Raw genomic sequence first — 25,113 nt, forward strand, 5'->3', positions numbered from 1 at the left:
ACTTTACCGCGGCCACATCCTCACCGCGAGCGCAGCCAGCGCCGTGACCACCGCCAAGCCGATGACGCCCATCCAGCCCCATTGCGCCAGCGCCAAGCTGCCCAGGCCGGCGCCCGCGGCCATGCCGATGAACATGCCGACGAACAGCACCGCGTTGAGCCGACTGCGCGAGGCCGGATCGATGCCGTAGACGATCGTTTGATGGGCGATCAGCGTGGCCTGGACCCCGAGGTCGAAACCGACCGTCGCGATGGCGAGCAGCACCAGCTGTGCGTGCGGCGTCAACGTCGTGCCGAGCGCCATCACGCCGAACGAAACGGTCGCGAGACCGATGCCGAGCCGCGTCACGCGCTCCGGCCCGCTCCGATCGGCCAAGCGTCCCGCGATGGGCGCGGCGAGCGCGCCGGCCGCGCCGGCCAGGCCGAATGCGCCGGCCACCGCGCTGCCAAGATGAAACGGTGCGGCGTGCAGCATGACGGCGAGCGTCGACCAAAACGCGCTGAAACCCATCGCCAGCAACCCTTGAGCGAACGCCGCGCGGCGCAGCGCCCGATGGTGCCACCACAGGTGAGCGAGCGAGCCGATCAGCGCGCGGTAGGACAGGTGCGTCGTCGGCTTGAACGACGGCAGGCCGCGCCACGCCGCCACGCCGATCGCGGCCACGCTCACGGCCGCCGCGACGAACATCGCGCGCCAGCTGTAATGCTCGGCGACGAACCCGCTCACGACGCGCGACAACAAGATGCCGAGCAGCAATCCCGTCATCACCGTCCCGACGATTTTGCCGCGGCTGGCATCGGGGGCGAGCGTCGCAGCGGCCGGCACGATGTCTTGCGCCATGGTGGCCGACAAGCCGATGGCGAAGCTCGCGGCGAGCAAGCAGCCGATCGACGGCGAGACAGCGGCCAGCACCAACGCGCCGACGAGCGCCCCGGCCTTGATCAGGATCACGCGACGCCGGTCGAAGCGATCGCCGAGCGGCGCCAGCAGCAGGATCCCGAGCGCGTAGCCCAGTTGCGTCAACATCGGCACCATGCCGATCGCGCGGGCCGAAGCGCCCATATCCGATTCGAGGATGCCGAGCATCGGCTGGCTGTAGTAAAGCGGCGCGACGGCCAGTCCGGCCGCCGCGGCAAGCAGCAAGACCAACCGGGGCGCAAGCGGCGCCGCCGCGTTGGGCGCTTGGGTTGAATGCAGGCCGCTCGGCGCGGCTTGAAGGGTTTGCGGGGTGGACATGATCGGAGTCCTTTCTCTCGTTGTTCGTGCGAAGTAGGAATGGACGCGAGTGTGAGGCCCACGGCCGATGACCGGTAGTACCGCGGGACGAAGATTTGTTATACGCTGTGCGTATGAACAAGAAACACCGCCATCTCCCCGCCGAAAGCCGTGTGGCACGTGCACCCGAGATTTCGGCGGAGGGTGCGAGCCAACGCTTTCAGCTCATGGAAACGTTCGTGCGTATAGTCGAGGCGGGCAATTTGTCGGCCGCCGCGGCGTTGCTGCGCACGACGCAGCCCACCATCAGCCGTCGCTTGCAGGCGCTGGAACGCTCGCTCGGCGTGCGGCTGCTGCAGCGCTCCACGCATACGATGCGGCTGACCGTCGACGGCGAGCGCTGTTTCAAGCGCGCCAAGGAATTGCTCGCGAGTTGGGCGTCGTTCGAGGCTGATTTGCGCGGCGCCCAAGAGGAACCGGAAGGCATGCTGCGGGTGGCCGTCCCACATGCCTTCGGTCAAGAACGGCTCGTCGAACCGCTGTCGCGGTATTTAAGCGACTACCCGCGCGTATCGGTGGATTGGCTGCTGCAGGACGACGTGCGCGACTTCATCGCCAACGGCATCGATTGCGCCGTGCAGGTGGGCGAGCCGACGGACCCGGCCGTCGTCGCGATTCGCCTGTCGAAGGTCGCTCGCTTCGTGGTGGCCGCGCCGGCACTCCTCCAAGGCGGCCGCGTTCCCCAAGAACCGGAGGAACTCGTCGCCCTGCCGTGGCTGGCGTTGCGAACCTATTACCGAACGGAGCTCACGCTCACGCATGCGGAAACGGGAGAGACGCGCCGCGTCGCCATGCATCCGCGCGTCAGCACGGACAACCTTTATGCGCTGCGCAGCGCCGCCGTGCTGGGGGTGGGGGCCTGCGCGGGGTCGGCCTGGCTGCTGGCCGACGATCTGGCCCGCGGGCGCCTCGTTCATCTTGCCCCGAAATGGCAAGCCGCCGCGCTGCCGATTTATCTCGTCTATCCGCACGCGCAGTTCTATCCGTCGCGCTTGCAGCGGTTCATCGCACTGATGCGTGAAGCGGTGCCGCTCGCGACGGACAACGCAGCCTAAGCGCGGCTGCGCCGAGTGTCGAGTCATCGCGCCTATCGAGCGCCGGCTACCGCAGATTCTCGAGAATCGCCGCGATGCCTTGCCCGCCGCCGATGCACATCGTCACGAGCGCATAGCGGCCGCCGATGCGCAGCAACTCTTCGATCGCCTTCACCGTGATCAAGGCGCCCGTCGCGCCGATCGGGTGTCCGAGCGAAATACCGGACCCGTTCGGATTGACCTTGGCCGGATCGAACCCGAGTTCGCGCGTGACCGCGCAAGCTTGCGCCGCGAACGCTTCGTTCGCCTCGATCACGTCGATGTCGCTCACCGACAGCCCGGCGCGCTGCAAGGCAAGCCGGGTAGCCGGCACGGGCCCGATACCCATATGCAGCGGATCGACGCCCGCGTGCGCGTAGGCGACGAGGCGCGCCATCGGCTTGACGCCCCGCCGCTGAGCGGCTTCGCCCGACATCAGCATCACCGCCGCGGCCGCATCGTTGATGCCAGACGCATTGCCGGCCGTGACCGTACCGTTCTCGCGAGCGAAAACGGGTTTGAGCTGCGAGAAATCCTCGAGCGTCGCGCCGAGCCGAACGTGCTCGTCCGTGTCGAAGACGACATCCTTGCCCTTGACGCGCCGCGTGATCGGCACGATCTGGTTTTTGAAGCGGCCTTCCGCGATGGCACGCTCGGCGCGCCGATGCGACTCGAGGGCGAGCGCGTCTTGATCTTCGCGCGAAATGCCGAACTTGCGCGCGACGTTTTCCGCCGTCACCCCCATCGGCACGGCGTGAAACGGGTCGTTCAGCGCGCCCAGCATCATGTCGACCATCCGCATGTCCCCCATCCGCGCGCCGAAGCGCGCTTCCGGGGCAATGTACGGCGCGCGGCTCATGTTCTCGGCGCCGCCGCCGATCGCCACTTCGGCATCGCCGAGCAGGATGGTTTGCGCGGCCGAGACGATCGCCTGCAATCCAGAACCGCACAAGCGATTGACGTTGAAAGCCGGCGTCGTTTCCGGAATGCCGGCATTGATGGCGGCCACGCGGGACAGATACAAATCCTTGGGCTCGGTGGCCAGGATGTTGCCGAACACGACATGCTCGACCTGCGACGCCTCGACCCCGGTGCGCGCGAGCGTCTCGCGCACGACGATCGTCGCCAGTTCCGTGGGCGCGATGTCTTTCAGGCTGCCGCCGAACTTGCCGATGGCGGTGCGCACGCCGCCTACCACGACCACTTCCTTATTCATCCGCTTCTCCTCCAAATTGATTCGACCCGCACCTCGGCCCTTCGAGCTGCATCGGCGTTCGATGTGCGTACTGAAAGGTTGCCGCGTTCGGCGCCGGCCTTAGAACTGGTCGGGGCGCAAGGCGAGCAAGCCTTCGCCGTTGCGCGCCGTGAGCACCGCCGTTTCCAGCGCCGCCGCCTGCGGCAGCACGTGCTCGGCAAAGCATTGCGCCGTCGCGATTTTCGCGGCGTGGAACGCATTGTCTTCGGCTAGCTTTTCTCGAGCGACGAGCGCCGCGCGCGCCATCTGCCATCCCGCCAGCACCAGGCCGGCCAGTTTCAGATAGGGCACGCTGCCCACGAAGACGGCGTTCGGATCGCGTTTGCCTTGTTCGACGACGAAGGCGACCACCGCCGCCAAGGCCCGGCGGCCGGCTTCCAATTGCGTGGCGATCGATTGGAAAGCGCGGACGTCGTGCGCGCGCAGTGCGCCGACGGTCGTGTCGATCTCGCCCAACAGCCGCTGCGCCACCGCGCCGCCGTCGCGCAGCGTCTTGCGCCCGACGAGGTCGTTTGCTTGAATCGCCGTCGTGCCTTCGGAGATCGGCAGAATGCGCGCATCGCGGTAGTACTGCGCCGCGCCGGTTTCCTCGATGAAACCCATGCCGCCGTGCACCTGCACGCCCAGGCTCGTCACCTCGAGCGACATCTCGGTGCTCCATCCCTTCACGATCGGCACGAGGTATTCGTAAATGGCCAAGTGCTCGGCGCGGACTTTCTCGTCGGCATGCCGATGCGCGATATCGCTGTGCGCCGCGGCCACATAGGCCAGCGCACGCGCGCCTTCGGTCTGTGCGCGCATCGTCGCGAGCATGCGGCGCACGTCCGGATGATGAATGATGGTCACGGCCTCTCTGGCAGAACCGTCCACCGGGCGGCTTTGCACGCGCTCCTTCGCATAGGCGACGGCATGCTGATAGGCGCGATCGGCCACTGCCACCCCTTGCATGCCCACGGCGAAGCGGGCTGCGTTCATCATGATGAACATGTACTCGAGCCCGCGATTTTCCTCGCCGATCAAGTAGCCTAGCGCGCCGCCGTGATCGCCGAATTGCAGCACGGTGGTCGGGCTTGCCTTGATGCCGAGCTTGTGTTCGATCGAGACGCAGTGCACGTCGTTGCGCGCGCCGAGCGTGCCGTCTTCGTTGATGAGGAACTTCGGCACGATGAACAGCGAAATGCCCTTCACGCCCTCGGGCGCATTGGGCGTGCGCGCCAGCACGAGATGGACGATGTTCTCGGCCATGTCGTGCTCGCCCCACGTGATGAAGATCTTCGTGCCGAACACGCGATACGCGCCGTCGCCCTGAGGTTCGGCGCGCGTGCGCACGAGCGCCAGATCCGAGCCCGCCTGCGGCTCTGTCAGATTCATCGTGCCCGTCCATTCGCCGGAAATGAGCTTGGGCACATAGCGCTGCTTCTGCGCCTCGCTACCGGCCGTGAGCAGCGCTTCGATCGCGCCGTCGGTCAGCAGCGGGCATAGTGCGAACGACAGATTGGACGCGTTGAGCATCTCGATGCACGGCGTCGCGATGAGCTTAGGCAATCCTTGTCCTTCGTATTCGGACGGATGCTGCACGCCCTGCCAGCCCCCCTCGACGAATTGCCGGAACGCTTGCTTAAAGCCGGGCGTGGCCGTGACCTCGCCGTCTTTCCAAGTACTCGGGTTGCGATCGCCTTCGACGTTCAGCGGCGCCAGCACTTCTTCGCACAGCTTCGCCGATTCCTCGAGCACGGCCTGCGCCGTGTCGATTCCGGCGTCTTCGTACCCCGGAAGGCCGGCTACCTCGGCCATGCCGGCCAACTCCTGCAGCACAAACAACATGTCCTTGATCGGCGCGCTATAGCTCATGGGTCGAAGTCCAAACGTAGAAGGAAAGCGAACGCGGCGCGCGTATGACATTTGCGGCCACGTTGCGATGGTTCAACTGAGATCGTACCGAGAAACCCGCCAAATCGGCTGACCAAACCGGCCCGATGACTGACAAATCCGGCCAAAACGTGCGGCCGGGCGTCGGGCGCCGATGGCAAGGCGCGGCGCCAGGCATCGGCCTGGGCATGCCGCCCGCCTGGTCTGCGGTCGCCTTATGCGCGCCGCCGATAGGTTCCGGGCGTGCTGCCCGTCCAATGCCGGAATGCGCGGTGAAACGCGCTGGGATCGTCGAACCCGATGTCGCCCGCGATCTTCGTGATCGTCTCCTCCGTCTCCGTCAGTCGTTGGATAGCGATATCGCGGCGTAGTTCGTCCTTCAACGACTGAAAGGTCGTCTCTTCGCCGGACAGACGCCGGCATAGCGTGCGCACCGAACAGTTCAAGCCGGTTGCGGCCTGCTCGATCGTCGGCAGATCGGGCAATTGGGCCGCGAGATACTGCCGCACGCGATGGCTGACCAGTTGCTCGCTGAACGAATCGAAGATCCAATCGCCCGGCGCGCGCGCCAGGAATTTGCGCAGGTTGCGTTTGCTTTGCCGGATCGGCAGATCTAGATAGGCCGCGCTAAAGCGCATGAGCGTGCGGTCGCAATCGAATCGAACCGGGCCCGAAAAGAAGTATCGATGATCGAGGGCGTGCGGCGGGCGAGGACAGGCGAGCTCGACCTGCAGCAAGGGGATGTTCTGGCCGATGAGCCAGGATCCCACGCCGTGGGCAAGCTTGAGCATCAGCTCGTGCCCCAGCGGGCCGATCTGACCGGCGACGGGATCGATCTGCAGCGCGATCTGTCCCACGGGCCCGGCGCGTCTGGACTCGATGCGGAAATCGTCGAGGACGATATGAAAGAACTGGCCGAATCGATGGAGCGCGGTGTCCAGATTGCGTGCGTCGAGCAAGCTTAGGCAAAGAAACTTCAATGTGCCGCTGCGCAGCGGGCGGCTGAAGAATCCGGGCATTTCATCGTCGAGCGCGATCGCGAGCGCTTGGTACAGCGTCGAGAATTGCTCTTCGGTCACGCGCGCGCCGAGTTCGGCCAGCAATTCCGGCGCGATGCCCGCTTCTTCCAAATAACGGCGAATCGTCTCCGGGCGCGCGTCGGCGCCGGCGAGAAACGCCTTGACGAGCGAGATCGGGACGGTTGCACTCGGCGGCACGGGCGCGGCCTGAACGAGCGCCGAGCCCGCATCGTCGGCGGCGAATCGATGCATAGACGACTCCAATGCGAGCGTCAGCAGTATATTGACGCTCGCATCAGGACGCCAGCGCGGGCCCCATGCTCGGGTGAGTTCAGGGCGGCAGCGGCACAGCGGGCGGGTTGCCGACGGGCCGCTCGAGGTCGGCTCAGGGTTTCAGGGTTGCGTCGAAGCAAGCGCGCTCATGATCCGATACGCCGCGCGTACCCGCTCGTCGATCGGGAAATTCTTGTTGGCGAGCATGACGATGCCCATCCGCTTGCTCGGAACGAAAGCGATGTACGCGCCGAAGCCGTTCGTCGAACCCGTCTTGTTGATCCACACATCGGGCGTTGGCGCCGTGGGCGGCGTGAGGCGCGACACCTCGGTCGCGTGAAAGATCATGGCCGGGGAATTGCCCTCGAGCAGCGCATCGAGCGTGACGGGATACGGATATTGCTCCCAAATCAGATCCTGGGTCATCGGCCCGGCTTGGAAGTAGCCGGTATGCGTGCGCATGACGGCTTGCCGCAGCGAGTCGTCGAGCGCGACTTGGTCCATGTTTTCCTGAATGAAGCGCAGGGCATCGGCTGCCGTCGTCTTCACGCCGTACGCCTCGTCGGACAGCATGCCGGGCGACACGCGGCGCGGTTTTCCTTGCTTCGTATAGCCTTGCGCATAGTCCTTAGCGCGCGCCTCGGGCACATCGATGTACGTGCTGCTCAAGCCGAGCTGCGGAAACAGCCGCTGCTGCAGCGCCTTGAAATCGCCGTCCATACTGCGCGCGGCGATCGCGCCGAGTATGCCGATGCCCAAGTTCGAGTAGGTCCGATGCGTGCCCGGGTCATATGCGGGACGCCACGCTTTCAGGTACCCCGTGAGTTCGGCGTCGTTCTTGACCTCGTCGGGCACTTGCAGCGGCACGCCGCCCGGCGTATGAGTGCCGAGATCGAGCAGCGAAACCTGCCCGAACTTCGTGCCGCGCAAGGCCGGCTCGTACTTCTCGACCGGGTCGGAAAACGAAAGGTCGCCGCGCACCTGCGCATACGAGGCAAGGGTCGCCGTGAACGTTTTGCTGATCGACCCCAGCTCGAACAGCGTGCGATCGGTCACCGGCTCGCGCGTTTCGGCGGACGCGAGCCCATAGTTGAAAACGTAAGGCTTGCCCGCAACGATGACGCCTACGGCCATGCCGTGGATACCGTCCTTTTGCATGAGCGGCTCGATCGCCGCATCGACGGTTTTCTTTATGCTGTCGCGCTCGATTTCCGCCGCGTGGGCCGTGCCTGCCGTCGCCCCTGCCACCAGCGCGGCCGCCATGACGAGGCCAATCAGTTTGCGCTTCATCGCTTTTCTTCTCCTGGGAACGGGTCACTTCGATGCCCGGAGTATCCGCGCGCCCCTTCCGACTGACAAACGACGATTCGTTGAGGGAGGCGAAAGAAAAACTAGGGCTTCCCTTGCCGATCGGCACGCTACGCGTCGCGCTGTTTCACGAAATCGACGAACGCGCGCAGCGGCGCCGGGACGTGCCGATGGCCGGGGTAATACAGAAACGGCCCCGCGAACGGCTGCCGCCACGATTCGAGAATCGGCACGAGCGCGCCGCTTTCGAAATGCGGCTGCAGCATTTCCTCGAATAGATGGACGATGCCGCCGCCGTGGATCGCCACGCCGATCACCGTGGCCAAGGCAGCCACGGGCTTGACGAGCAACGGGCCGGGCGGATCGAGGCGATAGACCTCGTCTCCTTGCTGAAAATGCCACATCGCCATGGCGCCGCTGGAAAACTGCGCGCGCAAGCACGCATGAGAAAGCAGTTCGCGCGGGTGCTCGGGCTTGCCGTGCGTCTCGAGGTAGCTCGGCGCGGCCGCGGTGGCGAACTGCTGCACGCGCGGGCCGATCGGCACCGCGATCATGTCTTGCTCGAGCCGCTCGTCGTAACGAATGCCCGCATCGCAGCCGATGGAGAGCACGTCGACGAATCCGTCCTCGGCAATGACCTCCACCCGTATGTCCGGGTACGCCTGCGTAAAAGCGGCGACGATCTCCGGCAGGATGACCCAAGCCGCGCTGATCGGCACGTTCAGCCGCAGCGTGCCGGAGGGCTTCTCGCGGAATACGTTCAGCACGTCGAGCGCCGCCTCCATCTCGCCGAAAAGCGGCGTGAGCCGCTCGAGCAGCCGGCGGCCCGCTTCGGTCGGCGCCACGCTGCGCGTCGTGCGATTGAGCAACCGCAAGCCGAGCTTCGCCTCGAGGCGGCGCACCGCCGTGCTCAAGCTCGACGCGGAGACGCCGCTCGCGCGCGCCGCATCGCGAAAGCCGCCGGCGCGCGCAACCGAAGCAAACGCCGCGAGATCGTTGAATTCCATGGGAGATTGTTCGTTTTTTTGCACAACCCGTACAACTTAGACCGGATTATCGAACAACGCAATCGCCGCGATACTGGGCTTCCGTTTCTTCCTACCAGGAGCACACCATGTTCAACCCCGCCATCGACGACACTTTCCCGCTGGCCGGACGCCGCGTGCGGCGCATGGGCTACGGCGCCATGCAACTGGCCGGGCCGGGCGTGTTCGGTCCGCCGAAGGACCGCGAAGCCGCGCTCGCCGTTCTAAAAGAAGCGTTGGCCTTGGGCATCGACCATATCGATACGAGCGACTTCTACGGCCCGCACATTACCAATCAGCTCATTCGCGAGGCGTTGCACCCCTACCCCGAATCGCTCGTGATCGTGACGAAAATCGGCGCCGTGCGCGATCAGGCCGGCGCATGGCTGCCCGCGCAGGAACCGGACGATCTGCGCCGAGGCGTGGAAGATAATCTGCGGAATCTAAATCTCGACGCGCTCGACGTGGTCAACCTGCGGATCATGGGCGATGTGCACAAGCCGTCGGAAGGGTCGATCGAGCGACAAGTCGCCGCCCTCGCACGGCTGCGGGACGAGGGGCTCGTACGGCACGTCGGCTTGAGCAACGCGACTGCCACGCAAGTAGCGCAGGCCCAGCGCATCGTACCGATCGTGTGCGTCCAGAACCAATACAACCTCGTGCACCGGGAAGACGACGAGCTCGTCGATTCGCTCGCCGCGCAAGGGATTGCCTATGTGCCGTTCTTTCCGCTCGGCGGGTTCTCACCGATCCGGTCGAATGCGCTGTCGAAGATCGCCGCATCGATCGGCGCTACGCCGATGCAGACGGCGCTCGCTTGGCTGCTGCATCGGTCGCCGAACATTCTGCTGATACCGGGCACCTCGTCGGTCGGGCATCTGCGGGAAAACGTGAAAGCCGCGGCGCTGCAGCTGTCGGCGGACGTTTATGCTCAGTTGGATTCGATCGCGCAATTGGCCGATTGAGGCACCGGTCAGCGCGAGCCGCTTTCCCTCCCCGGGGAAAGGAAAGCGACCCGTTCTTACAGATAGCGCTTTTGCAAATCGCCAAGCGAAGCGCGCTGCCGGCCTTGTTCATCGAAATTTTCCGCGGCGAGCCATGCATTGAACGCCTGCTTCAACGCAGGCCATTCCTTGTCGATGATCGAAAACCACGCCGTGTCGCGGCTGCGTCCCTTGTAGACCACCACTTGCCGGAAGACGCCCTCGAACTTGAAGCCGAGGCGTTCGGCCGCCGCCCGCGACGGCGCATTCAAACTGTCGCATTTCCATTCGTATCGGCAATAGCCGAGTTCGTCGAACGCATAGGCCATCAGCAGGAATTGCGCTTCGGTCGAGATCGGCGTGCGCTTGAGCAATGGCGAGAATACGACGGCCCCCACCTCGATGACGCCGTGGTTCGGCTCGATGCGCATCAGCGAGAGCGTGCCGACGGCCTTGCCAGTCTTCTTGTCGATCACCGCGTAATGGCGCGGATCGGCGCTTAAGGCCGCCGTTTCGATGTAGCGCCGGAACGCTTGCGGGTCGTCGAATGGGCCGACAAAGAGGTAAGTCCAGTCCCGGCCGTCCGGCGCCGTACGATAGGCGGCAAAGAGATCGTCGGCGTGGCGCTCGGCGCTCAATCTTTCCAGCCTGCAATACGCGCCTTCCAATGTCTCCGCGGTAGGCAGCGGCCGCGGCGCCCAATTTGGCAAAGGCGCGCCGATCGGCTGGCCGTATTCGTTCGTAAAGGTCGTCATCGCATCTCCCGTTTTGCGTGAAGTCGAGAAGACTTTAAAATGTGCGTGGTCCGCTTCAAAGTGCCACGACGGGGTAATTCGATGGTGCCACGACAGGATCATGCCGTCCCGTCGACCTGGCTCCGCACGTCGCCACGGTCATTGCGCTCTCCGGCTCACGTTTATGTCTACCCTCGACGAACCTCTTAGCCCTGTGCTCGACCTGCTCCTCGCCGCTCCGCTGGTCAGGGATCGCAGCGGCGCGACGCTGCAGCGGCAGTTGCACGAGCGCATCCGCGGTGCGATCTTGGACGGCCGCTTCCCCTCCGGCTGCCGCCTGCCGGGTTCGCGTGCGCTCGCAGCCGCGCTCGGCGTATCGCGCAACAGCGTGACGGCCGTCTACGAATTGCTCGGCGCCGAAGGGTACATCGAACCGAGCCGCCAAGGCACGCGCGTCACGGCGCTCGAACCGCGCCGGGGCGCTCACCGCCCGCCTCGACGCGCCACGGCCCCCGAGGTGTCGACGCGCGCGGCTCGCATTCGCGATGCGCGCCTGAACGCGGCGGACACGCTGGCCCTGCGCCCAGGGGTGCCTGCCTTGGCGCGCTTCCCGCTCAATGCCTGGAAGCATTGCCTCGATCGCGCCGTACGGCACGCGGGGGTCGAGGCCCTCGGCTACGGCGACCCTCGGGGCGAAATGGCGTTGCGCACCGCCATCATGCGCCACGTGGCCGTGGCGCGCGGCGTGCGTTGCGAACCGGAACAGGTCGTCATCACGGAAGGGGCGCAGGAAGCGCTGACGCTTTGCGTGCGGCTGGTGACGAACCCGGGCGACACTGGGTGGGTGGAAGATCCGGGCTACCGTGGCGCGCGCTCGGCGTTTCATTGCGGCGATCTGAATATCGTGCCGATGCGCGTCGACGAGGACGGCTTATGCGTACCCGCACACGCATGGGAAACCGATACGCCGCGCCTCGTCTACACGACGCCGTCTCACCAATACCCGACGGGCGCCGTATTGACAGCGTCACGCAGGCTCGCGCTGATTGCGAAGGCGCAAGAGCATGGCGCGTGGATCATCGAAGACGATTACGATAGCGAATACCGTCACTTCGGCGAACTCATCGGCGCGATGCAAGGCCTCGTGCCGAACTCGCCCGTGCTGTACGTGGGCACGTTCAGCAAGACGCTGTTTCCTTCGCTGCGCTTGGGCTTCGTGGTGTTGCCCGAGGCATTGGTCGCCTCGGGCGAGCCGCTCTTGAGGGAAACGCTGCGCGGCGGCCACCGCTACGAACAGCTTGCCTTGGCGGAGTTCATCGAAAGCGGCCAGTTCAGCCGGCATCTCGGGCGCATGCGCCGCCTCTATCGGCGCAGGCAGGATGCGCTGCGATCGGCGTTGCTCCAGTACCTGGATACGCCGCATGTCGTGAGGGGCGGGGACAGCGGCATGCATTTGACGATCGAGCTTCCCCCGGATTGCTCCGACCTGCGCATCGCCGAGGCGGCCCGCGTCTTCGACATGGCGCCGATGCCGCTGTCGCGATTCGCGTCGACGCCTTGCGCCGAACACAACGGGCTCGTGCTCGGCTACGGCAATACGCCGGAATCGTCGTTCGTCCCGCTCATTCGGCAGTTGGCGCGCCTGATCGACGCGGACCGGCGGAGCGGGAATCGGTCGAAGCCCGCCTCCTAGGCGGCGGCCCCTTTAGGACTGCGTACAATACGCGCTCAAAGATTCCAACCGCAGGACATCCCATGGCAATGAAGAAAACCGACCTTGAAAGGAACAAGGCGCTCAAACTCACGCATTCGATGAAGCAGTCGCATTCGGACCGCTTCGGCAAAGGCGCCGCCGAAACCGCCGTCAACCGTCGCGAACAACGCAAGCTAGACCAGGCGAAGGGGCTCGTGCCGTTCGCATGCAAGCTCGACGGCGAACTCATCGCCACGCTGAAGGCGCGCGCCGCCGAGCACCCGGACGGCATGAACGGGCTCGTCGATGAATTGTTGCGCCGCGCATTGGCGGAAACGGGCGGCCTGGCCTAGCGCCGCCCCCAGCCGGGCGGCGCTGCCTGCCCGATCAGCGGGCGGCTTCGTTCGCCCGCGCCGCGGCCTCGATGCAGGCATTCGCGACCTGCTCCACCACGGGCCCCCACTGCCCCGGCTCGCTTTGCCGGAACAAGCGCATCGTCCGCGGGTACCACGGGGAATCGGCACGCCCGCGCACCCAGCGCCAATCCAGTCCCGCTGCGGGCAGCATGACCCAACTCGGTTTGCCCAGCGAACCGGCGAGGTGTGCGACCGCCGTGTCCACGCTGATCACCCAGTCGAGTTCGGAAATGAGCGCCGCGCTGTCGGCGAAGTCGGCGATCTCGGGCGCGGCATCCAGGAGCGCAGGCCCGCCCGCGAGCGCGCTCGCCTCGCCCTGCCCTTGCCCCTTTTGCAGACTGACGAAGCTGACGCCGCTCACATTCAGCAGCGGTCGCAGCGTCTCGAGCGACGCAAGCGACCGATTGCGGTCGTTGCCATGGCCCGCGTGCCCTTTCCATACGAGTCCGACCTTCGCGCCCTTCAATGCAGCGAGCCGGGCGCGCCATTTTTCGGCGAGCGCGGGGTCTGGCCGCAGGTAGCGCGCCTCGGGAATCGAATCGAGCGCCGTGCCCATGCGATAGGGAATGCTGAGCGGCAGCGTCCAATAATCGTGCGGCGCACGACCCAGCTCGGCATCCCCGTCGACGATCGCGTCGATACCCGGCACGGTGGCGAACAACCGATGAAGCACCGGCGCGCAGGCCAACGTGATCCATGCCGCGCCCTGCGCTTTCAGGCAAGCCAGGTAGCGGCCGAACTGAATCATGTCGCCGAAGCCTTGCTCCTGCCAGACGAGCACCGCCTTGCCTTGCAACGATTGGCCCTGCCATTGCGGATACGACACGGTCGGCGGCAATGCCGTCCGGTCCGACAGCCCCGCGTCGTAGCGGCTTTCGAACAACGTCCAGCCTTCTTCGAATTGGCCGGTGCCGAGCAGCAACGCGCCCAGTTTGCATTTCGCATCGGCGTAGTTGGGCTCGCGCGCGAGCGCCTGACGATAGGCAGCTTCCGCTTCCCGCACCCGGCCAAGATCGAGCAGCACCGTGCCGAGGTGATGCAGCAGAACGACGTGATCGGAATGGATCGCGAGCGCTTGCCTGCACGCGGCTGCCGCCTCGGAAAGTCGGCCGCAAGTCTTCAGCAAGGCGCACAGGTTCACGTGGGCGTCGAGGTAATCGGGGCGAAGCGCCAGCGCGGACCGATAGGCCGCCTCGGCTTGCGCCCAGCGCTCGAGGCCGTGCAGCAATACACCGAGGTTGTAATGCGCCTGAGACAAACGCGGATCGGCGTCGACGGCCATCCGCCAATAGCGCTCGGCATCTAGCTTGCGCTCCAGGCGAAGCGCGCAGGCTGCCGCCAGATTGAGCGCCTGCGCGCGGCCGGTTCGGTCGTGCCTGTTCGATTCGATGAGCGCCTCGAGCGCGGTCAGCGCATCGAGCACGCGGCCGCTCGAATAGAGGGACACCGCTTCTTGATATCGGTCGGCGCCGGCGAGCGGCGCGAACAGTGTTCCTTCCATCGATGTGGTCTTTTCGTTGTTCTACTGTGATGGATAGGGATTCTAGCGAGTTTCGGCGCTGCCCAGCCAATTTTGGGGCCAGCGCGACTAGCGAATCGAGCCGTGGCGCGGCTTAAGCGCCGCTATTTCCGGCACGCGCCGGCAATTTGCGCGAGCGCGTCGTGCTCGAGCGAATTTTGAAAGAACGCTTCGAAGTAGAAATGCGAATCGTTGGCCGCTTGGCTGATGCAACGGTCCTCGAGCACCTCCGTGCGGTGCTCGCCGCGAACGGCCAGTCCCGCGACGACCGCGGCGAAGACCAACGCAATAGCTATTCCGATCGCCCAAACGCTGGCCGTCCGGTCGCCGAAGCGGCGGACGCGCTGACTTCCACTTTGGCGCTTTCTCGTGCTCTTTACGGTTGACTGATCCATGACGGCGCTCCGACGGACGGAAGGTTCGAGGCTTCGATCGACTCGTGCGGACGATCGACGCCGTCCATGTTGCGGCGGGGGCTAGAATAGGAAAAGTTGAATTTTCTGCAGATATGATTCAGTTTTTATAAACGAGGACGATTTCCGTGCGTCAAGTCAGCCTCGACCGCTTGCGAACCTTGGTGACGATCGCCGACTACGGCTCGTTCGCCGAAGCCGCGCGCGTGCTGCATCTCGCGCCGCCCACGGTCAGCCTTCACATCTCGGACCTCGAGAGCCGCGTCGGCGCGCAGCTCTTGTCGCGGCAGCGCGGGCGTATCGCGCCGTCTGCCGTCGGCGAAACCTTGATCGCGCATGCCCGCCGTCTGCTGGCCGACGCCGAACAAGCGATAGAGGACGTCCGGCGTCAAGCGCAAGGCCTCGAGGGGCGCGTCCGGCTCGGCGCCTCGACGGCCGCCGTCGCGCATCATCTTCCGGCCGCGCTCGCGCAGCTGCGCGACAAGCACCCCGGCATCGACGTGCGGATCTCGGTGCTCACTTCCCAGGAAACGTTGGCGCAGCTCGCGGACGGTGCGATCGATGTCGGCCTCGTTGCACTGCCCCAAGCGTCGATGAAAGGGTTATCGATCGAGCCGTGGCGCAAGGATCCCGTCGTGGCATACCTGCCCGCGCATTGGGGTTGCCCGCGGCACGTCACGCCCGAGTGGCTGGCGCAGCAGCCGCTGATCCTCGGCGACGCGAATACACGGCTCGCGCGCCTGGCCGCGGACTGGTTCGCGGCGGGCGGCCAATATCCCACGCCGCGGATCAAGCTCAACTTCACCGACGCCATCAAAAGCCTGGTGGCCTCCGGATACGGGGCGACACTGCTGCCCGACGAAGGCGACGCCGCGGGGCGGGACTCGCGCGTCGCCGTGCGTCCGCTGCGGCCCGCGCTATGGCGGGCATTGGGCGTTGCACATCGCACGGACAATATCGATCGTCCCACCGAGTACGTCCTCGACGTATTGCGCGGCGTGCGTGGGCGCAAAAAGGCGTGAGCGGCCATGCATGGCGAGGTTTAGGGCGCCGTTTATCCTGTAATGCGGCGTTACCACTCTCGCATGCCGCTTTCACATGTATCGCGGGCAGGCCCCTACACTGGGTTCGTCTTCAACTGAAAACGAGCGCTGGCAACGCGCAAGGAGCAGCCCACATGAACAAGAAACTCGTCGCAGCAGTGATCGGCGTCGGAATCGCGGCGCTCGCGATGTCCAAGGCGGCATCGGCCCACGTCGATCTAGCCGTCGGCATCGGCATCCCCGCCCCTGTATACGTCGCCCCGCAGCCCGTTTATGTGGCCCCGCAAGTCGCTTACGCGCCGGCCCCGGTCGCCGTGGACTATTGGCGCGGCGACGGCTGGCGCGAGCGGGAATGGCGCCGCCGCGAGTGGCGTGAGCACGAATGGCGCGAACACGAATGGCGTGAGCGCCGCGGCTGGGGCCGCGGCGACTGAAACTAGGCCGTCAGCCGGCCCGCCGGCAGCGGGCGCCGCATCATGTCACCGCGACGCACGCGCACCGCCGGCCGGGCTTTCGAGCCAATGCACGCTGAACAGCCGCGCCTCGTCGGTCCAGACAGGCCCCGGGCGGAAGCCAGCCGACACCGCCAACTTCCGAAAGCCTTCTATCGTGAACTTGTGAGAGTTCTCCGTATGAAGGCTTTCTCCTTCCTCGAAGCGAAAACTTTGCCCCGCTACATGCACCGTCTGCGCACATCGGCTCAGCAGATGCATCTCGATCCGATGTTTGCGCGGATCGTAAAACGCGTAGTGCGCGAATTCACGTAGATCGAAATCGGCCGACAACTCCGCGTTCGCACGACGCAGCACGTTCAGATTGAAAGCCGCCGTGACGCCTTGTGCGTCGTTGTAAGCGCGATGCAGCGTGTGCGGATCCTTGACCAGATCGACGCCGACGAGCAGGCCGCCCCCTTCGAGCAAGCGCGCCGCCAAGCGCAGGAACGCCAGCGCCTCGGGCTCTTCGAAGTTGCCGATCGTCGAGCCCGGGAAAAAGCCCACGCGGCGGCCGGTCGATGCATCGAGCGCGGAGAGTTGCGATTCCTGCATGTAGTCGGCCGCGACCGGGCGCACCTGCAGCCACGGGCATTCGGCATGCAGACGGCGCGCGGCCTCTTCCAGATGGGTCGCCGAGATGTCGATCGGAAAATAGCGGCGCGGCAGCGCGCGTGCTTCGAACGATCGCAGGACGATGCGAATTTTCTCGAGCGAACCCGCGCCGAATTCGACGATGTCCGCTTGCGGCCCGACGACTTCCGCGATCTCTCGCCCGTGCTGCTCCAAGATGCGCCGTTCGGTGCGCGTCGGATAGTACTCCGGCAGTTCGCAAATGCGGTCGAACAAGGCCGAGCCCTCGGCATCGTAGAAGTACTTCGGCGCGACCGCTTTCGGGCTGCGCGACAAGCCTGCCAGCAAATCGCGGCAAAACGCGTTCTCGGATAGGTCGGCCCGCACGCCCGGCCGGGGCGCGGCGCCCACGAGGGCGGATGCGTCAGAGGTCTCGTACAAGGCGTACTCCCGTAAATTGCCAGCGCGCCGCCGGCGGGAAAAAGTTGCGATAGGTGGGACGCGTATGCCCAGGCGGCGTGGCGATGCTGCCGCCGCGCAGCACTTGCTGCCCGACCATGAACTTGCCGTTGTATTCCGCGGCCACGCCGGCCAACGGGCGGAAGCCCGGATACGGATCGTAGGACGAACGCGTCCATTGCCACACGTGCCCTGTCATCTGCTCGATGCCGGGCGCATCGAACGCCGCCTCCCACTCGAACTCGGTCGGCAACCGCGCGCCCGCCCATTCCGCGTAGGCCGCGGCTTCATAGAAGCTGAGGTTCGATACGGGCGCGTCGGGATCCAGCGCTTGCAGGCCGGTCAGCCCGAATACTTGCCAGTTCCCATCGGGCGCGTCCCCTTCGCGCGACCAGTAGATCGGCGCGTTCCAGCCTTCGCGCCGAATAGCGGCCCACCCGTCCGACAGCCAAAGCTCCGGCCGCTCGTAGCCGCCGTCTTCGATGAACGCGGCGTATTCGCCGCAGGTCGCGAGCCGATGCGCGATTTCGTAGGGGCGCAGCAGATATTCGTGGCGGGGACATTCGTTGTCGAAACAAAAGCCGTCGCCGTCGTGGCCGATGCCGACCACGCCGCCGTCATGACGCAGCCATTCGAGCGCCTGTGCGCGAGCAGGGGCGGAGGAAGCGGCTTCATGCCGCTTGTCGCTTCCGTGGCTCGACCCCGGCCGATAGGCAGGCCGCAACGGGTTGCACGAAAACGCGTGCAACATGTCCGTCACGATCAGCTCTTGATGCTGCTGCTCGTGATGCAGCCCGAGCGTAACGAGCGGCTCGACGCTCGCCAACGTATCGGCATCGGCCTTGGCGATGAGCGCGGCGACCGCCTCGTCGACATGCCGCCGATAAGCGTGGACGTCGTCCAGCGAAGGACGTGTCAGCAGCCCGCGCTGCGGGCGCGCGTGACGCGGGCCCAGCGCTTCGTAATACGAATTGAAGAGATAGGCGTAACGCTCGTCGAACGGCCGGTACCCCGGGGCGTGGGGCTTGAGCACGACCGTTTCGAAGAACCACGTGGTATGCGCGAGGTGCCATTTCGTCGGGCTCGCATCGGGCATCGACTGCACGCCCTGATCTTCCGCGGAAAGCGGTTCGGCAAGCGCGAGGCTGTGTTGCCGAACCTCGTCGTAAGCTCGCTGGAGTCCAGATACGACGACGCTCATCGGATCGCTCCTGTCCATGGGTGAATGTAAGCCGGCAACAGCCGGGCCGTCTTCGCGGCGCGCTTCGCGCGGTTCGGGTATCGCTCGAACGTTTCGTGTACTGCGCGAGCGCCCTACTTTAAGGGGTTTTCGGCGCGGCTGCTCTGGCGCGCGCCGGCTGCCGGCGTTGCCTCGGTGCGCGGGGCCGCGGCTGCGGCTGCGGCTGTTCGTTCGCGCCCAGGCGTTCCTTCAATCGTCGAGCATCGAAAGGGGCCTCCACTTTTTGATCGTTGTCGAAGTAGCAGTAGACGTCACGCGCCCGCCTTGCGGCGTGTTTGGGCGACACGCGCTTCGCGTCGGGCGGCTCGTCGCCCGACGCCCAAGTGCGAATACGTTCGGCCCATCGATCGAGGGCGGGTTCCGCGTAAGCGCCGCCATACAGCGTTTCGGCGCCGTGCAACCGCAGGTAGAGGAAATCGGCCGTCACATCCTCGAAATATGGCCAATCCGCCACGGAGTCCGAAATCACGAGCGACGCGTGATGGCGGCGCAAGATGCGTGGGAACGCGTCCACGCAAAAGCTCGGGTGCCGAACCTCGATGGCATGACGCAGCTTGCGGCGGCGCCTGCTCTCGCACCATGGCGCCTTGACGCGTGCGTCGTGCTTGCGCGCGAGCACGACGGCCTCATCCGTCGTTTGAGGCAGCAAGGCGAGAAATCGTTCGAGCCGCGTCGCGTCGAATTGAAAATTTGGCGGAAATTGCCAGAGAAACGGGCCGAGCTTGTCCTCCAGCGCCAGCACGCCCGAGGCAAAAAAGTTCGCGAGCGCGGGCAGCGCGGTTTCGTCGCGAAACCGCAGCATGTGCGTGAGGTAGCGCGGCCCTTTCACGCTGAAGAGGAAACCATCGGGCGCGGCCGCATACCACGACCGGTAGCTGCCGATCGTCTGTAGCGAATAGTGCGAGCCGTTGATCTCGATCGTATCGACGGCACGCGACGCATACTCGAGCTCGCGCGCTTGCGCCAAGCCCTTCGGGTAGAACACGCCGCGCCAGCCCTCGTAGCGCCAGCCCGATATGCCGATGTGGATCGTCATGGTCCGGGTACCGTTTGCATCGACGGTGCGATGCAGCAAGCGCCGTTCCCGGCGGGAATGAATGCAGCCACGCCTGGATTCCGAAGTCGATCGGCGCCCCGGGGCGATAATGGCGGCTCGTTTTCGTCAGCCCGCTGACTTTGCCTCGTTTTCCTTTCTTTCCTTTCGGAGCCTGTCTACATGCAAATGCGCGCGGTCGCCGCCAGCCGAGGTTCGCGATGGTTCGCCGAAGGCTGGGCGCTTTTTCAGCAGCGCCCGGCCATGTGGATCACACTCGGTCTCATCGACCTGCTGTTGACGATTTTGCTTTACGAGCTGCCCTATGCGAGCGATCTGACCGCCGTTTTCACGGTGCTGTGGACCGGCGGCATGGTTTCCGCCGCCGACCATTGCCGCGCGACAGGCTCGGTACGGCTGGCGGATGTCCTGCGCGGCATTCGCGAGAACTTCCAGCCGCTCTTCGCGGCGGCCGTGTTCGGCCTGCTGATGGCGATCGTCTGCGACCTGACGGGCGATCGGGCCGCCAGCGCCATGCGCCTGATGGCGTTCGGCGGCGCGGGAGCCAATACGCACTCGGTCCTCGCACTGGCCGCCGGCGCGCTCTATTTGACGGCCGCGGTGGTCGGCACGATGGCGCTCTGGCTCGCGCCCGCGCTGATCGTGCTGAACGGCGCCTCGCCGGCCGACGCGCTGCGCGCGAGCTTCGCCGCGAGCTGGCGCAACGGGCCGGCGGCGCTCATCTATGGCCTCATCATCGCCGGCTTGCTGCTGGCCTGCGTGCTGACGCTGGGCGTCGCCACGCTCGTCGTGGCGCCGCTCGTCTATTTATCGACGTACGCAGCGAGCCTCGACATGTTCCCGCGCGACCCGTGGCATGACCGGGCCGGCATCGATCGGCAGCGTTAGGTACCCTTGAGAAATCGATGGCCAGCCCCCACCTCGACGACATGAACGCCCCTTCGAGCGTCGATCCGCTCGCCACGTTTCATCCGGCCGTCGCCGCATGGTTCGCATCCGTCTTCGACGCCCCGACCGATGCGCAAATACGCGCCTGGCCGCACATCCGCGCCGGCGAATCGACGCTCGTGGCCGCGCCCACCGGCTCGGGCAAGACGCTCACGGCATTCCTATGGGCCATCGACGAGCTCGTACGCGACGGCCTCGCGCACGACGGCGCGCTGCCGGACGAAACGCTCGTCGTCTATGTTTCGCCGCTCAAGGCGCTGTCCAACGACATCCACGCCAACCTCGAACGGCCCCTCGCGGGTATCGGCGAAGCGCTCGCGCAGCGCGGCCTGCCGCGCGTCGACATCCGCACGGCCGTGCGCACCGGCGACACCACCGCTCAAGAGCGCAATGCGCTCAAGAAGCGGCCCGCGCATATCCTCGTCACCACGCCCGAATCGCTTTACGTGCTGCTTTCGTCCGATTCGGGGCGGCGCATGCTCGCCACGACACGCACGGTCATCGTCGATGAAATCCATGCGATGGTCGCCAGCAAACGCGGCGTGCATTTGGCGCTTTCGCTCGAGCGGCTCGACGCGCTCTGCCAACGCCGCTTGCCGCGCATCGGATTGTCGGCCACGCAAAAACCGATCGAAGCCGTCGCGCGGTTTCTGGTCGGCGCGAGCGAAACGGCTCGGTGCGCCATCGTCGACGTCGGCCATCATCGCGCGCGCGATCTCGCGCTCGAACTGCCGCCCGTTCCGCTCGAAGCCGTCATGCCGAACGAAGTATGGGAACGCGTCTACGATCGATTGGCCGATCTCGCCGGCGCCCACGCGACGACGCTCGTCTTCGTCAATACGCGGCGGATGGCCGAGCGCGCGGCGCGCCATTTGACGGAACGGCTGGGCAAGCACGCGGTCGCCGCGCACCACGGCAGCATGGCCAAGGAGCATCGGCTCGACGCCGAACAGCGGCTAAAGCGCGGCACGCTGCGCGTGCTGATCGCGACGGCCTCGCTCGAACTGGGCATCGACATCGGCGATGTCGATCTCGTCTGTCAACTGGGCTCGCCGCGCGCCATCGCGCCGTTCTTGCAGCGCGTCGGGCGCTCGGGGCATCAGGTCGGCGGCATGCCCAAGGGACGGCTTTTTCCGACCTCGCGCGACGACCTCGTCGAATGCGCGGCCTTGATCGACTGCGTGCGGCGCGGCGAACTCGATACGCTCGCGATGCCGCATGCGCCGCTCGACGTGCTCGCACAGCAGATCGTCGCCGAGGTGGCCTGCGAAGAATGGACCGAGGATGCGCTCTTCGACTGCGTTAGACGCGCGGCGCCCTATGCCGACTTGCCGCGAGAACGGTACGACGCCGTCCTGCGCATGCTCGCCGAAGGCTATACGAGCCGCCACGGGCCGCGCGGCGCTTACATCCATCGCGATGTCGTCAGCGGGACGCTGCGCAGCCGGCGCGGCGGAAAGATGACGGCCGTCACGTCGGGCGGCACGATTCCCGACAATGCCGACTATGCGGTGCTGCTCGAACCGCAAGGGCTCAACATCGGCACCGTCAACGAAGACTTCGCGGTAGAGAGCCTAGCGGGCGACATCTTCCAGCTCGGCAATACCTCGTACAGGATCCTGCGCGTCGAGCCCGGCCGCGTGCGGGTGGTCGATGCTCAAGGGCAAGCGCCGAACATTCCGTTTTGGCTAGGCGAAGCGCCCGGGCGCAGCGACGAACTATCGGCCGCCGTATCGCGGCTGCGCGCTCGCGTGGACGCGTTGCTCGGCAGTGCTATGCAACGTAATCGAAAAAAGGCGCCGCAGGAAGCCGAGGCCCCATCCAACACCCAAGGCGGGGCGCACGATAGCGTCGTGGCCGCGCTCATGGACGAACTGTCGATCGAGGAGAGCGCCGCGCGTCAAATCGTCGACTACCTGGGACGCGCCCGAGCCGCCCTATCGGTGCTGCCCACCCAGCAAACGCTCGTGATGGAGCGCTTCTTCGACGAATCGGGCGGTACGCAGCTCGTCATCCACTCGCTGTTCGGCAGCCGGATCAACCGCGCATGGGGCCTTGCGCTCCGCAAGCGGTTTTGCCGCACGTTCAACTTCGAACTGCAGGCCGCGGCGACCGAGGATGCGATCGTGCTGTCGTTGACCGGCAGCCACAGCCTCGCGCTCGACGAAGTCTGGCGCTTCCTTCACTCGAACAGCGCCGAGCACGTATTGATCCAAGCCTTGCTCGATGCCCCGCTGTTCAACGTCCGCTGGCGCTGGAACGCCACGACCTCGCTCGCGCTGCCGCGCTTCACGGGCGGGCGCAAGACGCCCCCGCAACTGCAGCGCATGAAGAGCGAAGACCTGCTGGCGGCCGTGTTCCCCGATCAGGTCGCCTGTCTCGAGAACATCGTCGGCGAACGCGAGTTGCCGCACCATCCGCTCGTCGATCAAACCGTCGACGACTGTCTGCACGAGGCGATGGACTGCGACGGATGGCTCGCGCTCTTGCGCCGGATCGAGCGGGGCGAGGTCAAGCTCGTGACGCGCGAGCTCTCGGCGCCCTCGCCGCTCGCGGCCGAAATTCTCAATGCGCGCCCCTATGCCTTTCTCGACGACGCGCCGCTCGAGGAACGTCGAACCCAAGCGGTCCTTTCGCGGCGCTGGACCGACCCGGAGGACGCCTCCGATCTGGGCGCGCTGGACGCCGATGCGATCGCGGCCGTGCGGGAAGAGGCTTGGCCGCAGGCCCGTGACGTGGACGAAATGCATGAGGCCTTGATGGGGCTCGCCTGCATCGACGAAACCGAAGCCCGGGCGCATGAAGGCTGGCTCGAGTGGCTCGATGCGCTGGCTCGTACGGGTCGTGCGACGCGCATGCAAATCGCCGAGGAAGCAGCGATCTGGCTGCCGCTGGAACGGCTCAATGGCTTGCGCGCCCTCTACCCGGATGCCGTGTTCGCGCCGCGCCTCGTGGCGCCGAAAGGGTTCGACGAAGCATGGACGTACGAAGACGCGCTCGTGGACGTCTTGCGTGCGCGGCTCTCGGGGCTTGGCCCCGTCCCCGTGCCCGTCCTCGCGCGTTCGTTGGCGCTTGCCGCGTCGGACGTGGCCGCCGCGCTGGTCAAGCTCGAAAGCGAGGGCTATGCGATGCGCGGGCGGTTCACCCCCGGCGCGGCACAGGAAGAATGGTGCGAGCGGCATTTGCTCGCGCGCATCCACCGCTACACGATCAAGCGCTTGCGCCGAGAGATCGAACCGGTCGAACGGGCCGATTTCGTACGCTTTCTGATCGAGTGGCAGCGGCTCGCGCCGCAGTCCCGCGGCATGGGGCGAGAGGCGCTCGCCGCGACGCTCGAGCAGCTCGAAGGCTTCGAAGCCTCGGCGTCGGCTTGGGAAGAAGAGATCTTGCCCGCGCGGGTGCGCGACTATGCCGGGGTCACGCTCGACGAGCTGTGCCGCGCCGGCCAATTCGTTTGGGCGCGTTTCGCCACCGAGGGCCGCGGCGCGGGCGCGCCCGTACGCACGACGCCCATCGTCCTGCTCCCTAGGCGCGCGTTGCCGCTTTGGCATGCCGCGGCCGAGCAGCGAGCGGGACAAACGTGCGCGCCGCTCGATGCGCTTTCGCCTCGCGCGCGCCTGCTGTTCGACGCGCTGTCGCGGCACGGCGCGATGTTCTTCGACGAACTCGTCGGCGAAGCGCGCGCGTTGCCGCTCGAAGTGGAAGCGGCGCTCGGCGAACTCGTGGCCGGCGGATTCGTCAACGCCGACGGCTTCGCCGGGCTGCGCGCGCTCATCGCGCCCGCCGTGTCGCGCCACCGCGGTGCGCGCGCGGCGACGCGGCGTGGCGCGCATCGAGGCGCCTTCATCGGCGGCATGCAGGATGCCGGGCGCTGGGCGTTGCTGCGACGCCCAGCGCTACCGCAGACGCCCGACGAGGGGCACGCCCCGCCGCCTTCCGACGGGCAAGCGCCTCCGCGCACGGCTGTGCAGCGGCTCGCGCCGGACGTGTCGGAGCACGTGGCGATGACGCTGCTGCGCCGCTATGGCGTCGTGTTTTGGCAGCTGCTCGAACGCGAGAGCGCGTGGCTGCCGCGCTGGCGCGACTTGCTGCACGTCTTCCATCGGCTGGAAGCGCGGGGCCTCGTGCGCGGCGGCCGTTTCGTACGCGGCCTGTCGGGCGAGCAATTCGCGCTGCCCGAAGCGCTAGCGCTGTTGCGCGACGTGCGCAAGCGCGCGGCGGATCGGACGTTGATCGCCGTGTCCGCGGCCGATCCGCTCAACATCGTCGGAACGATCTTGCCTGGAGAAAAGGTGCCCTCGCTGGCCGGCAATCGCCTCGCGTTTCGGGACGGCGTCTGCGTCGCCACGCTCGTGGGCGGCAAGTTCGAGTTCGCGGCGGATCTGACTTCGGCGGAAAGAGAGTCGGCCCGTCTATGTCTCGCGCATCGCGCGTGAGCGCCGCATGCGCA

The 25,113-nt window shown here is 66.1% G+C and carries 20 protein-coding genes; 8 read left to right on the top strand and 12 right to left on the bottom strand.

What is annotated here, in order from left to right; all coding sequences use genetic code 11:
- Window positions 1-3: 3 nt before the first annotated feature.
- Entirely contained in the window at window positions 4-1,236 is a 1,233-nt protein-coding gene (locus tag ACTHNR_RS27245; RefSeq protein WP_440552067.1) for an MFS transporter, read from the bottom strand.
- Between the two features lie 113 nt (window positions 1,237-1,349).
- Here ACTHNR_RS27245 and ACTHNR_RS27250 point away from each other — a divergent pair, with 113 nt between their 5' ends.
- Window positions 1,350-2,330 carry a LysR family transcriptional regulator gene (locus tag ACTHNR_RS27250; protein WP_440552070.1) on the top strand — a complete coding sequence of 327 codons (981 nt, stop codon included), beginning with the start codon at window positions 1,350-1,352 and terminating at the stop codon, window positions 2,328-2,330.
- A gap of 46 nt (window positions 2,331-2,376) precedes the next feature.
- On the opposite strand, the gene bktB is transcribed toward ACTHNR_RS27250, so the two are convergent.
- The 5 genes from bktB to ACTHNR_RS27275 all read right to left on the bottom strand — a co-directional run bounded on the left by bktB (window position 2,377) and on the right by ACTHNR_RS27275 (window position 9,079).
- Complete coding sequence (gene bktB / locus ACTHNR_RS27255) at window positions 2,377-3,564, bottom strand: beta-ketothiolase BktB (protein WP_440552071.1); 1,188 nt, start codon at window positions 3,562-3,564, stop codon at window positions 2,377-2,379.
- A gap of 99 nt (window positions 3,565-3,663) precedes the next feature.
- Window positions 3,664-5,454 (bottom strand): acyl-CoA dehydrogenase, encoded by a 1,791-nt coding sequence (locus tag ACTHNR_RS27260; protein WP_440552074.1) that lies wholly within the window; start codon window positions 5,452-5,454, stop codon window positions 3,664-3,666.
- Window positions 5,455-5,687: 233 nt separating this feature from the next.
- A complete protein-coding gene (locus ACTHNR_RS27265; protein ID WP_440552077.1) occupies window positions 5,688-6,743 on the bottom strand; it encodes an AraC family transcriptional regulator in 1,056 nt (351 codons plus the stop codon).
- Between the two features lie 141 nt (window positions 6,744-6,884).
- The gene (gene ampC, locus ACTHNR_RS27270; protein WP_440552078.1) at window positions 6,885-8,054 is read right to left on the bottom strand and encodes a class C beta-lactamase; all 1,170 of its coding nucleotides are present in this window, start codon (window positions 8,052-8,054) and stop codon (window positions 6,885-6,887) included.
- A gap of 128 nt (window positions 8,055-8,182) precedes the next feature.
- Window positions 8,183-9,079 carry a LysR substrate-binding domain-containing protein gene (locus ACTHNR_RS27275; protein ID WP_440552080.1) on the bottom strand — a complete coding sequence of 299 codons (897 nt, stop codon included), beginning with the start codon at window positions 9,077-9,079 and terminating at the stop codon, window positions 8,183-8,185.
- Between the two features lie 107 nt (window positions 9,080-9,186).
- On the opposite strand from ACTHNR_RS27275, the gene ACTHNR_RS27280 reads away from it, so the two are divergent.
- A complete protein-coding gene (locus ACTHNR_RS27280; RefSeq protein WP_440552082.1) occupies window positions 9,187-10,062 on the top strand; it encodes an aldo/keto reductase family oxidoreductase in 876 nt (291 codons plus the stop codon).
- Window positions 10,063-10,118: 56 nt separating this feature from the next.
- Here the strand turns inward: ACTHNR_RS27280 and ACTHNR_RS27285 are convergent, their stop codons facing one another.
- Window positions 10,119-10,835, bottom strand: a complete 717-nt coding sequence (locus tag ACTHNR_RS27285; RefSeq protein WP_440552084.1) for a GNAT family N-acetyltransferase — start codon at window positions 10,833-10,835, stop codon at window positions 10,119-10,121.
- A gap of 163 nt (window positions 10,836-10,998) precedes the next feature.
- Between ACTHNR_RS27285 and pdxR the strand changes: the two genes are divergently transcribed.
- Both pdxR and ACTHNR_RS27295 read left to right on the top strand, forming a co-directional pair.
- Window positions 10,999-12,507 (top strand): MocR-like pyridoxine biosynthesis transcription factor PdxR, encoded by a 1,509-nt coding sequence (gene pdxR, locus ACTHNR_RS27290; RefSeq protein WP_440552085.1) that lies wholly within the window; start codon window positions 10,999-11,001, stop codon window positions 12,505-12,507.
- Between the two features lie 62 nt (window positions 12,508-12,569).
- Window positions 12,570-12,860: a hypothetical protein gene (locus tag ACTHNR_RS27295; RefSeq protein ID WP_440552087.1), complete on the top strand. Its 291-nt coding sequence runs from the start codon at window positions 12,570-12,572 to the stop codon at window positions 12,858-12,860.
- 34 nt (window positions 12,861-12,894) lie between these two features.
- On the opposite strand, the gene ACTHNR_RS27300 is transcribed toward ACTHNR_RS27295, so the two are convergent.
- Complete coding sequence (locus ACTHNR_RS27300; RefSeq protein WP_440552090.1) at window positions 12,895-14,424, bottom strand: tetratricopeptide repeat protein; 1,530 nt, start codon at window positions 14,422-14,424, stop codon at window positions 12,895-12,897.
- A 122-nt stretch (window positions 14,425-14,546) separates the two neighbouring features.
- Window positions 14,547-14,837: a hypothetical protein gene (locus tag ACTHNR_RS27305; RefSeq protein WP_440552091.1), complete on the bottom strand. Its 291-nt coding sequence runs from the start codon at window positions 14,835-14,837 to the stop codon at window positions 14,547-14,549.
- A gap of 146 nt (window positions 14,838-14,983) precedes the next feature.
- On the opposite strand from ACTHNR_RS27305, the gene ACTHNR_RS27310 reads away from it, so the two are divergent.
- Window positions 14,984-15,877, top strand: coding sequence for a LysR family transcriptional regulator (locus ACTHNR_RS27310; protein WP_440552093.1), 894 nt, complete (start codon window positions 14,984-14,986; stop codon window positions 15,875-15,877).
- Between the two features lie 155 nt (window positions 15,878-16,032).
- Window positions 16,033-16,332, top strand: a complete 300-nt coding sequence (locus ACTHNR_RS27315) for a hypothetical protein (protein WP_440552096.1) — start codon at window positions 16,033-16,035, stop codon at window positions 16,330-16,332.
- A gap of 45 nt (window positions 16,333-16,377) precedes the next feature.
- On the opposite strand, the gene egtD is transcribed toward ACTHNR_RS27315, so the two are convergent.
- The 3 genes from egtD to ACTHNR_RS27330 form a co-directional block, all read right to left on the bottom strand.
- Entirely contained in the window at window positions 16,378-17,373 is a 996-nt protein-coding gene (gene egtD, locus ACTHNR_RS27320; protein ID WP_440552138.1) for an L-histidine N(alpha)-methyltransferase, read from the bottom strand.
- 13 nt (window positions 17,374-17,386) lie between these two features.
- On the bottom strand, window positions 17,387-18,622 hold the full coding sequence (gene egtB / locus ACTHNR_RS27325; RefSeq protein ID WP_440552098.1) for an ergothioneine biosynthesis protein EgtB: 1,236 nt from the start codon (window positions 18,620-18,622) through the stop codon (window positions 17,387-17,389).
- A gap of 118 nt (window positions 18,623-18,740) precedes the next feature.
- Window positions 18,741-19,697, bottom strand: coding sequence for a DUF72 domain-containing protein (locus ACTHNR_RS27330; protein WP_440552100.1), 957 nt, complete (start codon window positions 19,695-19,697; stop codon window positions 18,741-18,743).
- Between the two features lie 180 nt (window positions 19,698-19,877).
- Here ACTHNR_RS27330 and ACTHNR_RS27335 point away from each other — a divergent pair, with 180 nt between their 5' ends.
- Together ACTHNR_RS27335 and ACTHNR_RS27340 are read left to right on the top strand one after the other, a co-directional pair.
- On the top strand, window positions 19,878-20,603 hold the full coding sequence (locus tag ACTHNR_RS27335) for a BPSS1780 family membrane protein (protein WP_440552101.1): 726 nt from the start codon (window positions 19,878-19,880) through the stop codon (window positions 20,601-20,603).
- A 17-nt stretch (window positions 20,604-20,620) separates the two neighbouring features.
- Window positions 20,621-25,099: a DEAD/DEAH box helicase gene (locus ACTHNR_RS27340; protein ID WP_440552103.1), complete on the top strand. Its 4,479-nt coding sequence runs from the start codon at window positions 20,621-20,623 to the stop codon at window positions 25,097-25,099.
- Window positions 25,100-25,113: the final 14 nt, after the last annotated feature.

Origin of the sequence: Trinickia sp., from assembly GCF_051954495.1 — a bacterium.
Classification (GTDB): Bacteria; Pseudomonadota; Gammaproteobacteria; order Burkholderiales; family Burkholderiaceae; genus Trinickia.

Coding starts and splice junctions, on each gene's coding strand:
- ACTHNR_RS27260 (WP_440552074.1), bottom strand. CDS start 5,454: ATGAGCTATAGCGCGCCGATCAAGGACATGTTGTTTGTGCTGCAGGAG.
- ampC (WP_440552078.1), bottom strand. CDS start 8,054: ATGAAGCGCAAACTGATTGGCCTCGTCATGGCGGCCGCGCTGGTGGCA.
- ACTHNR_RS27285 (WP_440552084.1), bottom strand. CDS start 10,835: ATGACGACCTTTACGAACGAATACGGCCAGCCGATCGGCGCGCCTTTG.
- ACTHNR_RS27280 (WP_440552082.1), top strand. CDS start 9,187: ATGTTCAACCCCGCCATCGACGACACTTTCCCGCTGGCCGGACGCCGC.
- ACTHNR_RS27295 (WP_440552087.1), top strand. CDS start 12,570: ATGGCAATGAAGAAAACCGACCTTGAAAGGAACAAGGCGCTCAAACTC.
- ACTHNR_RS27250 (WP_440552070.1), top strand. CDS start 1,350: ATGAACAAGAAACACCGCCATCTCCCCGCCGAAAGCCGTGTGGCACGT.
- ACTHNR_RS27265 (WP_440552077.1), bottom strand. CDS start 6,743: ATGCATCGATTCGCCGCCGACGATGCGGGCTCGGCGCTCGTTCAGGCC.
- ACTHNR_RS27330 (WP_440552100.1), bottom strand. CDS start 19,697: ATGACGATCCACATCGGCATATCGGGCTGGCGCTACGAGGGCTGGCGC.
- pdxR (WP_440552085.1), top strand. CDS start 10,999: ATGTCTACCCTCGACGAACCTCTTAGCCCTGTGCTCGACCTGCTCCTC.
- ACTHNR_RS27245 (WP_440552067.1), bottom strand. CDS start 1,236: ATGTCCACCCCGCAAACCCTTCAAGCCGCGCCGAGCGGCCTGCATTCA.
- egtB (WP_440552098.1), bottom strand. CDS start 18,622: ATGAGCGTCGTCGTATCTGGACTCCAGCGAGCTTACGACGAGGTTCGG.
- ACTHNR_RS27305 (WP_440552091.1), bottom strand. CDS start 14,837: ATGGATCAGTCAACCGTAAAGAGCACGAGAAAGCGCCAAAGTGGAAGT.
- ACTHNR_RS27340 (WP_440552103.1), top strand. CDS start 20,621: ATGGCCAGCCCCCACCTCGACGACATGAACGCCCCTTCGAGCGTCGAT.
- bktB (WP_440552071.1), bottom strand. CDS start 3,564: ATGAATAAGGAAGTGGTCGTGGTAGGCGGCGTGCGCACCGCCATCGGC.
- ACTHNR_RS27335 (WP_440552101.1), top strand. CDS start 19,878: ATGCAAATGCGCGCGGTCGCCGCCAGCCGAGGTTCGCGATGGTTCGCC.
- ACTHNR_RS27300 (WP_440552090.1), bottom strand. CDS start 14,424: ATGGAAGGAACACTGTTCGCGCCGCTCGCCGGCGCCGACCGATATCAA.
- ACTHNR_RS27315 (WP_440552096.1), top strand. CDS start 16,033: ATGAACAAGAAACTCGTCGCAGCAGTGATCGGCGTCGGAATCGCGGCG.
- ACTHNR_RS27275 (WP_440552080.1), bottom strand. CDS start 9,079: ATGGAATTCAACGATCTCGCGGCGTTTGCTTCGGTTGCGCGCGCCGGC.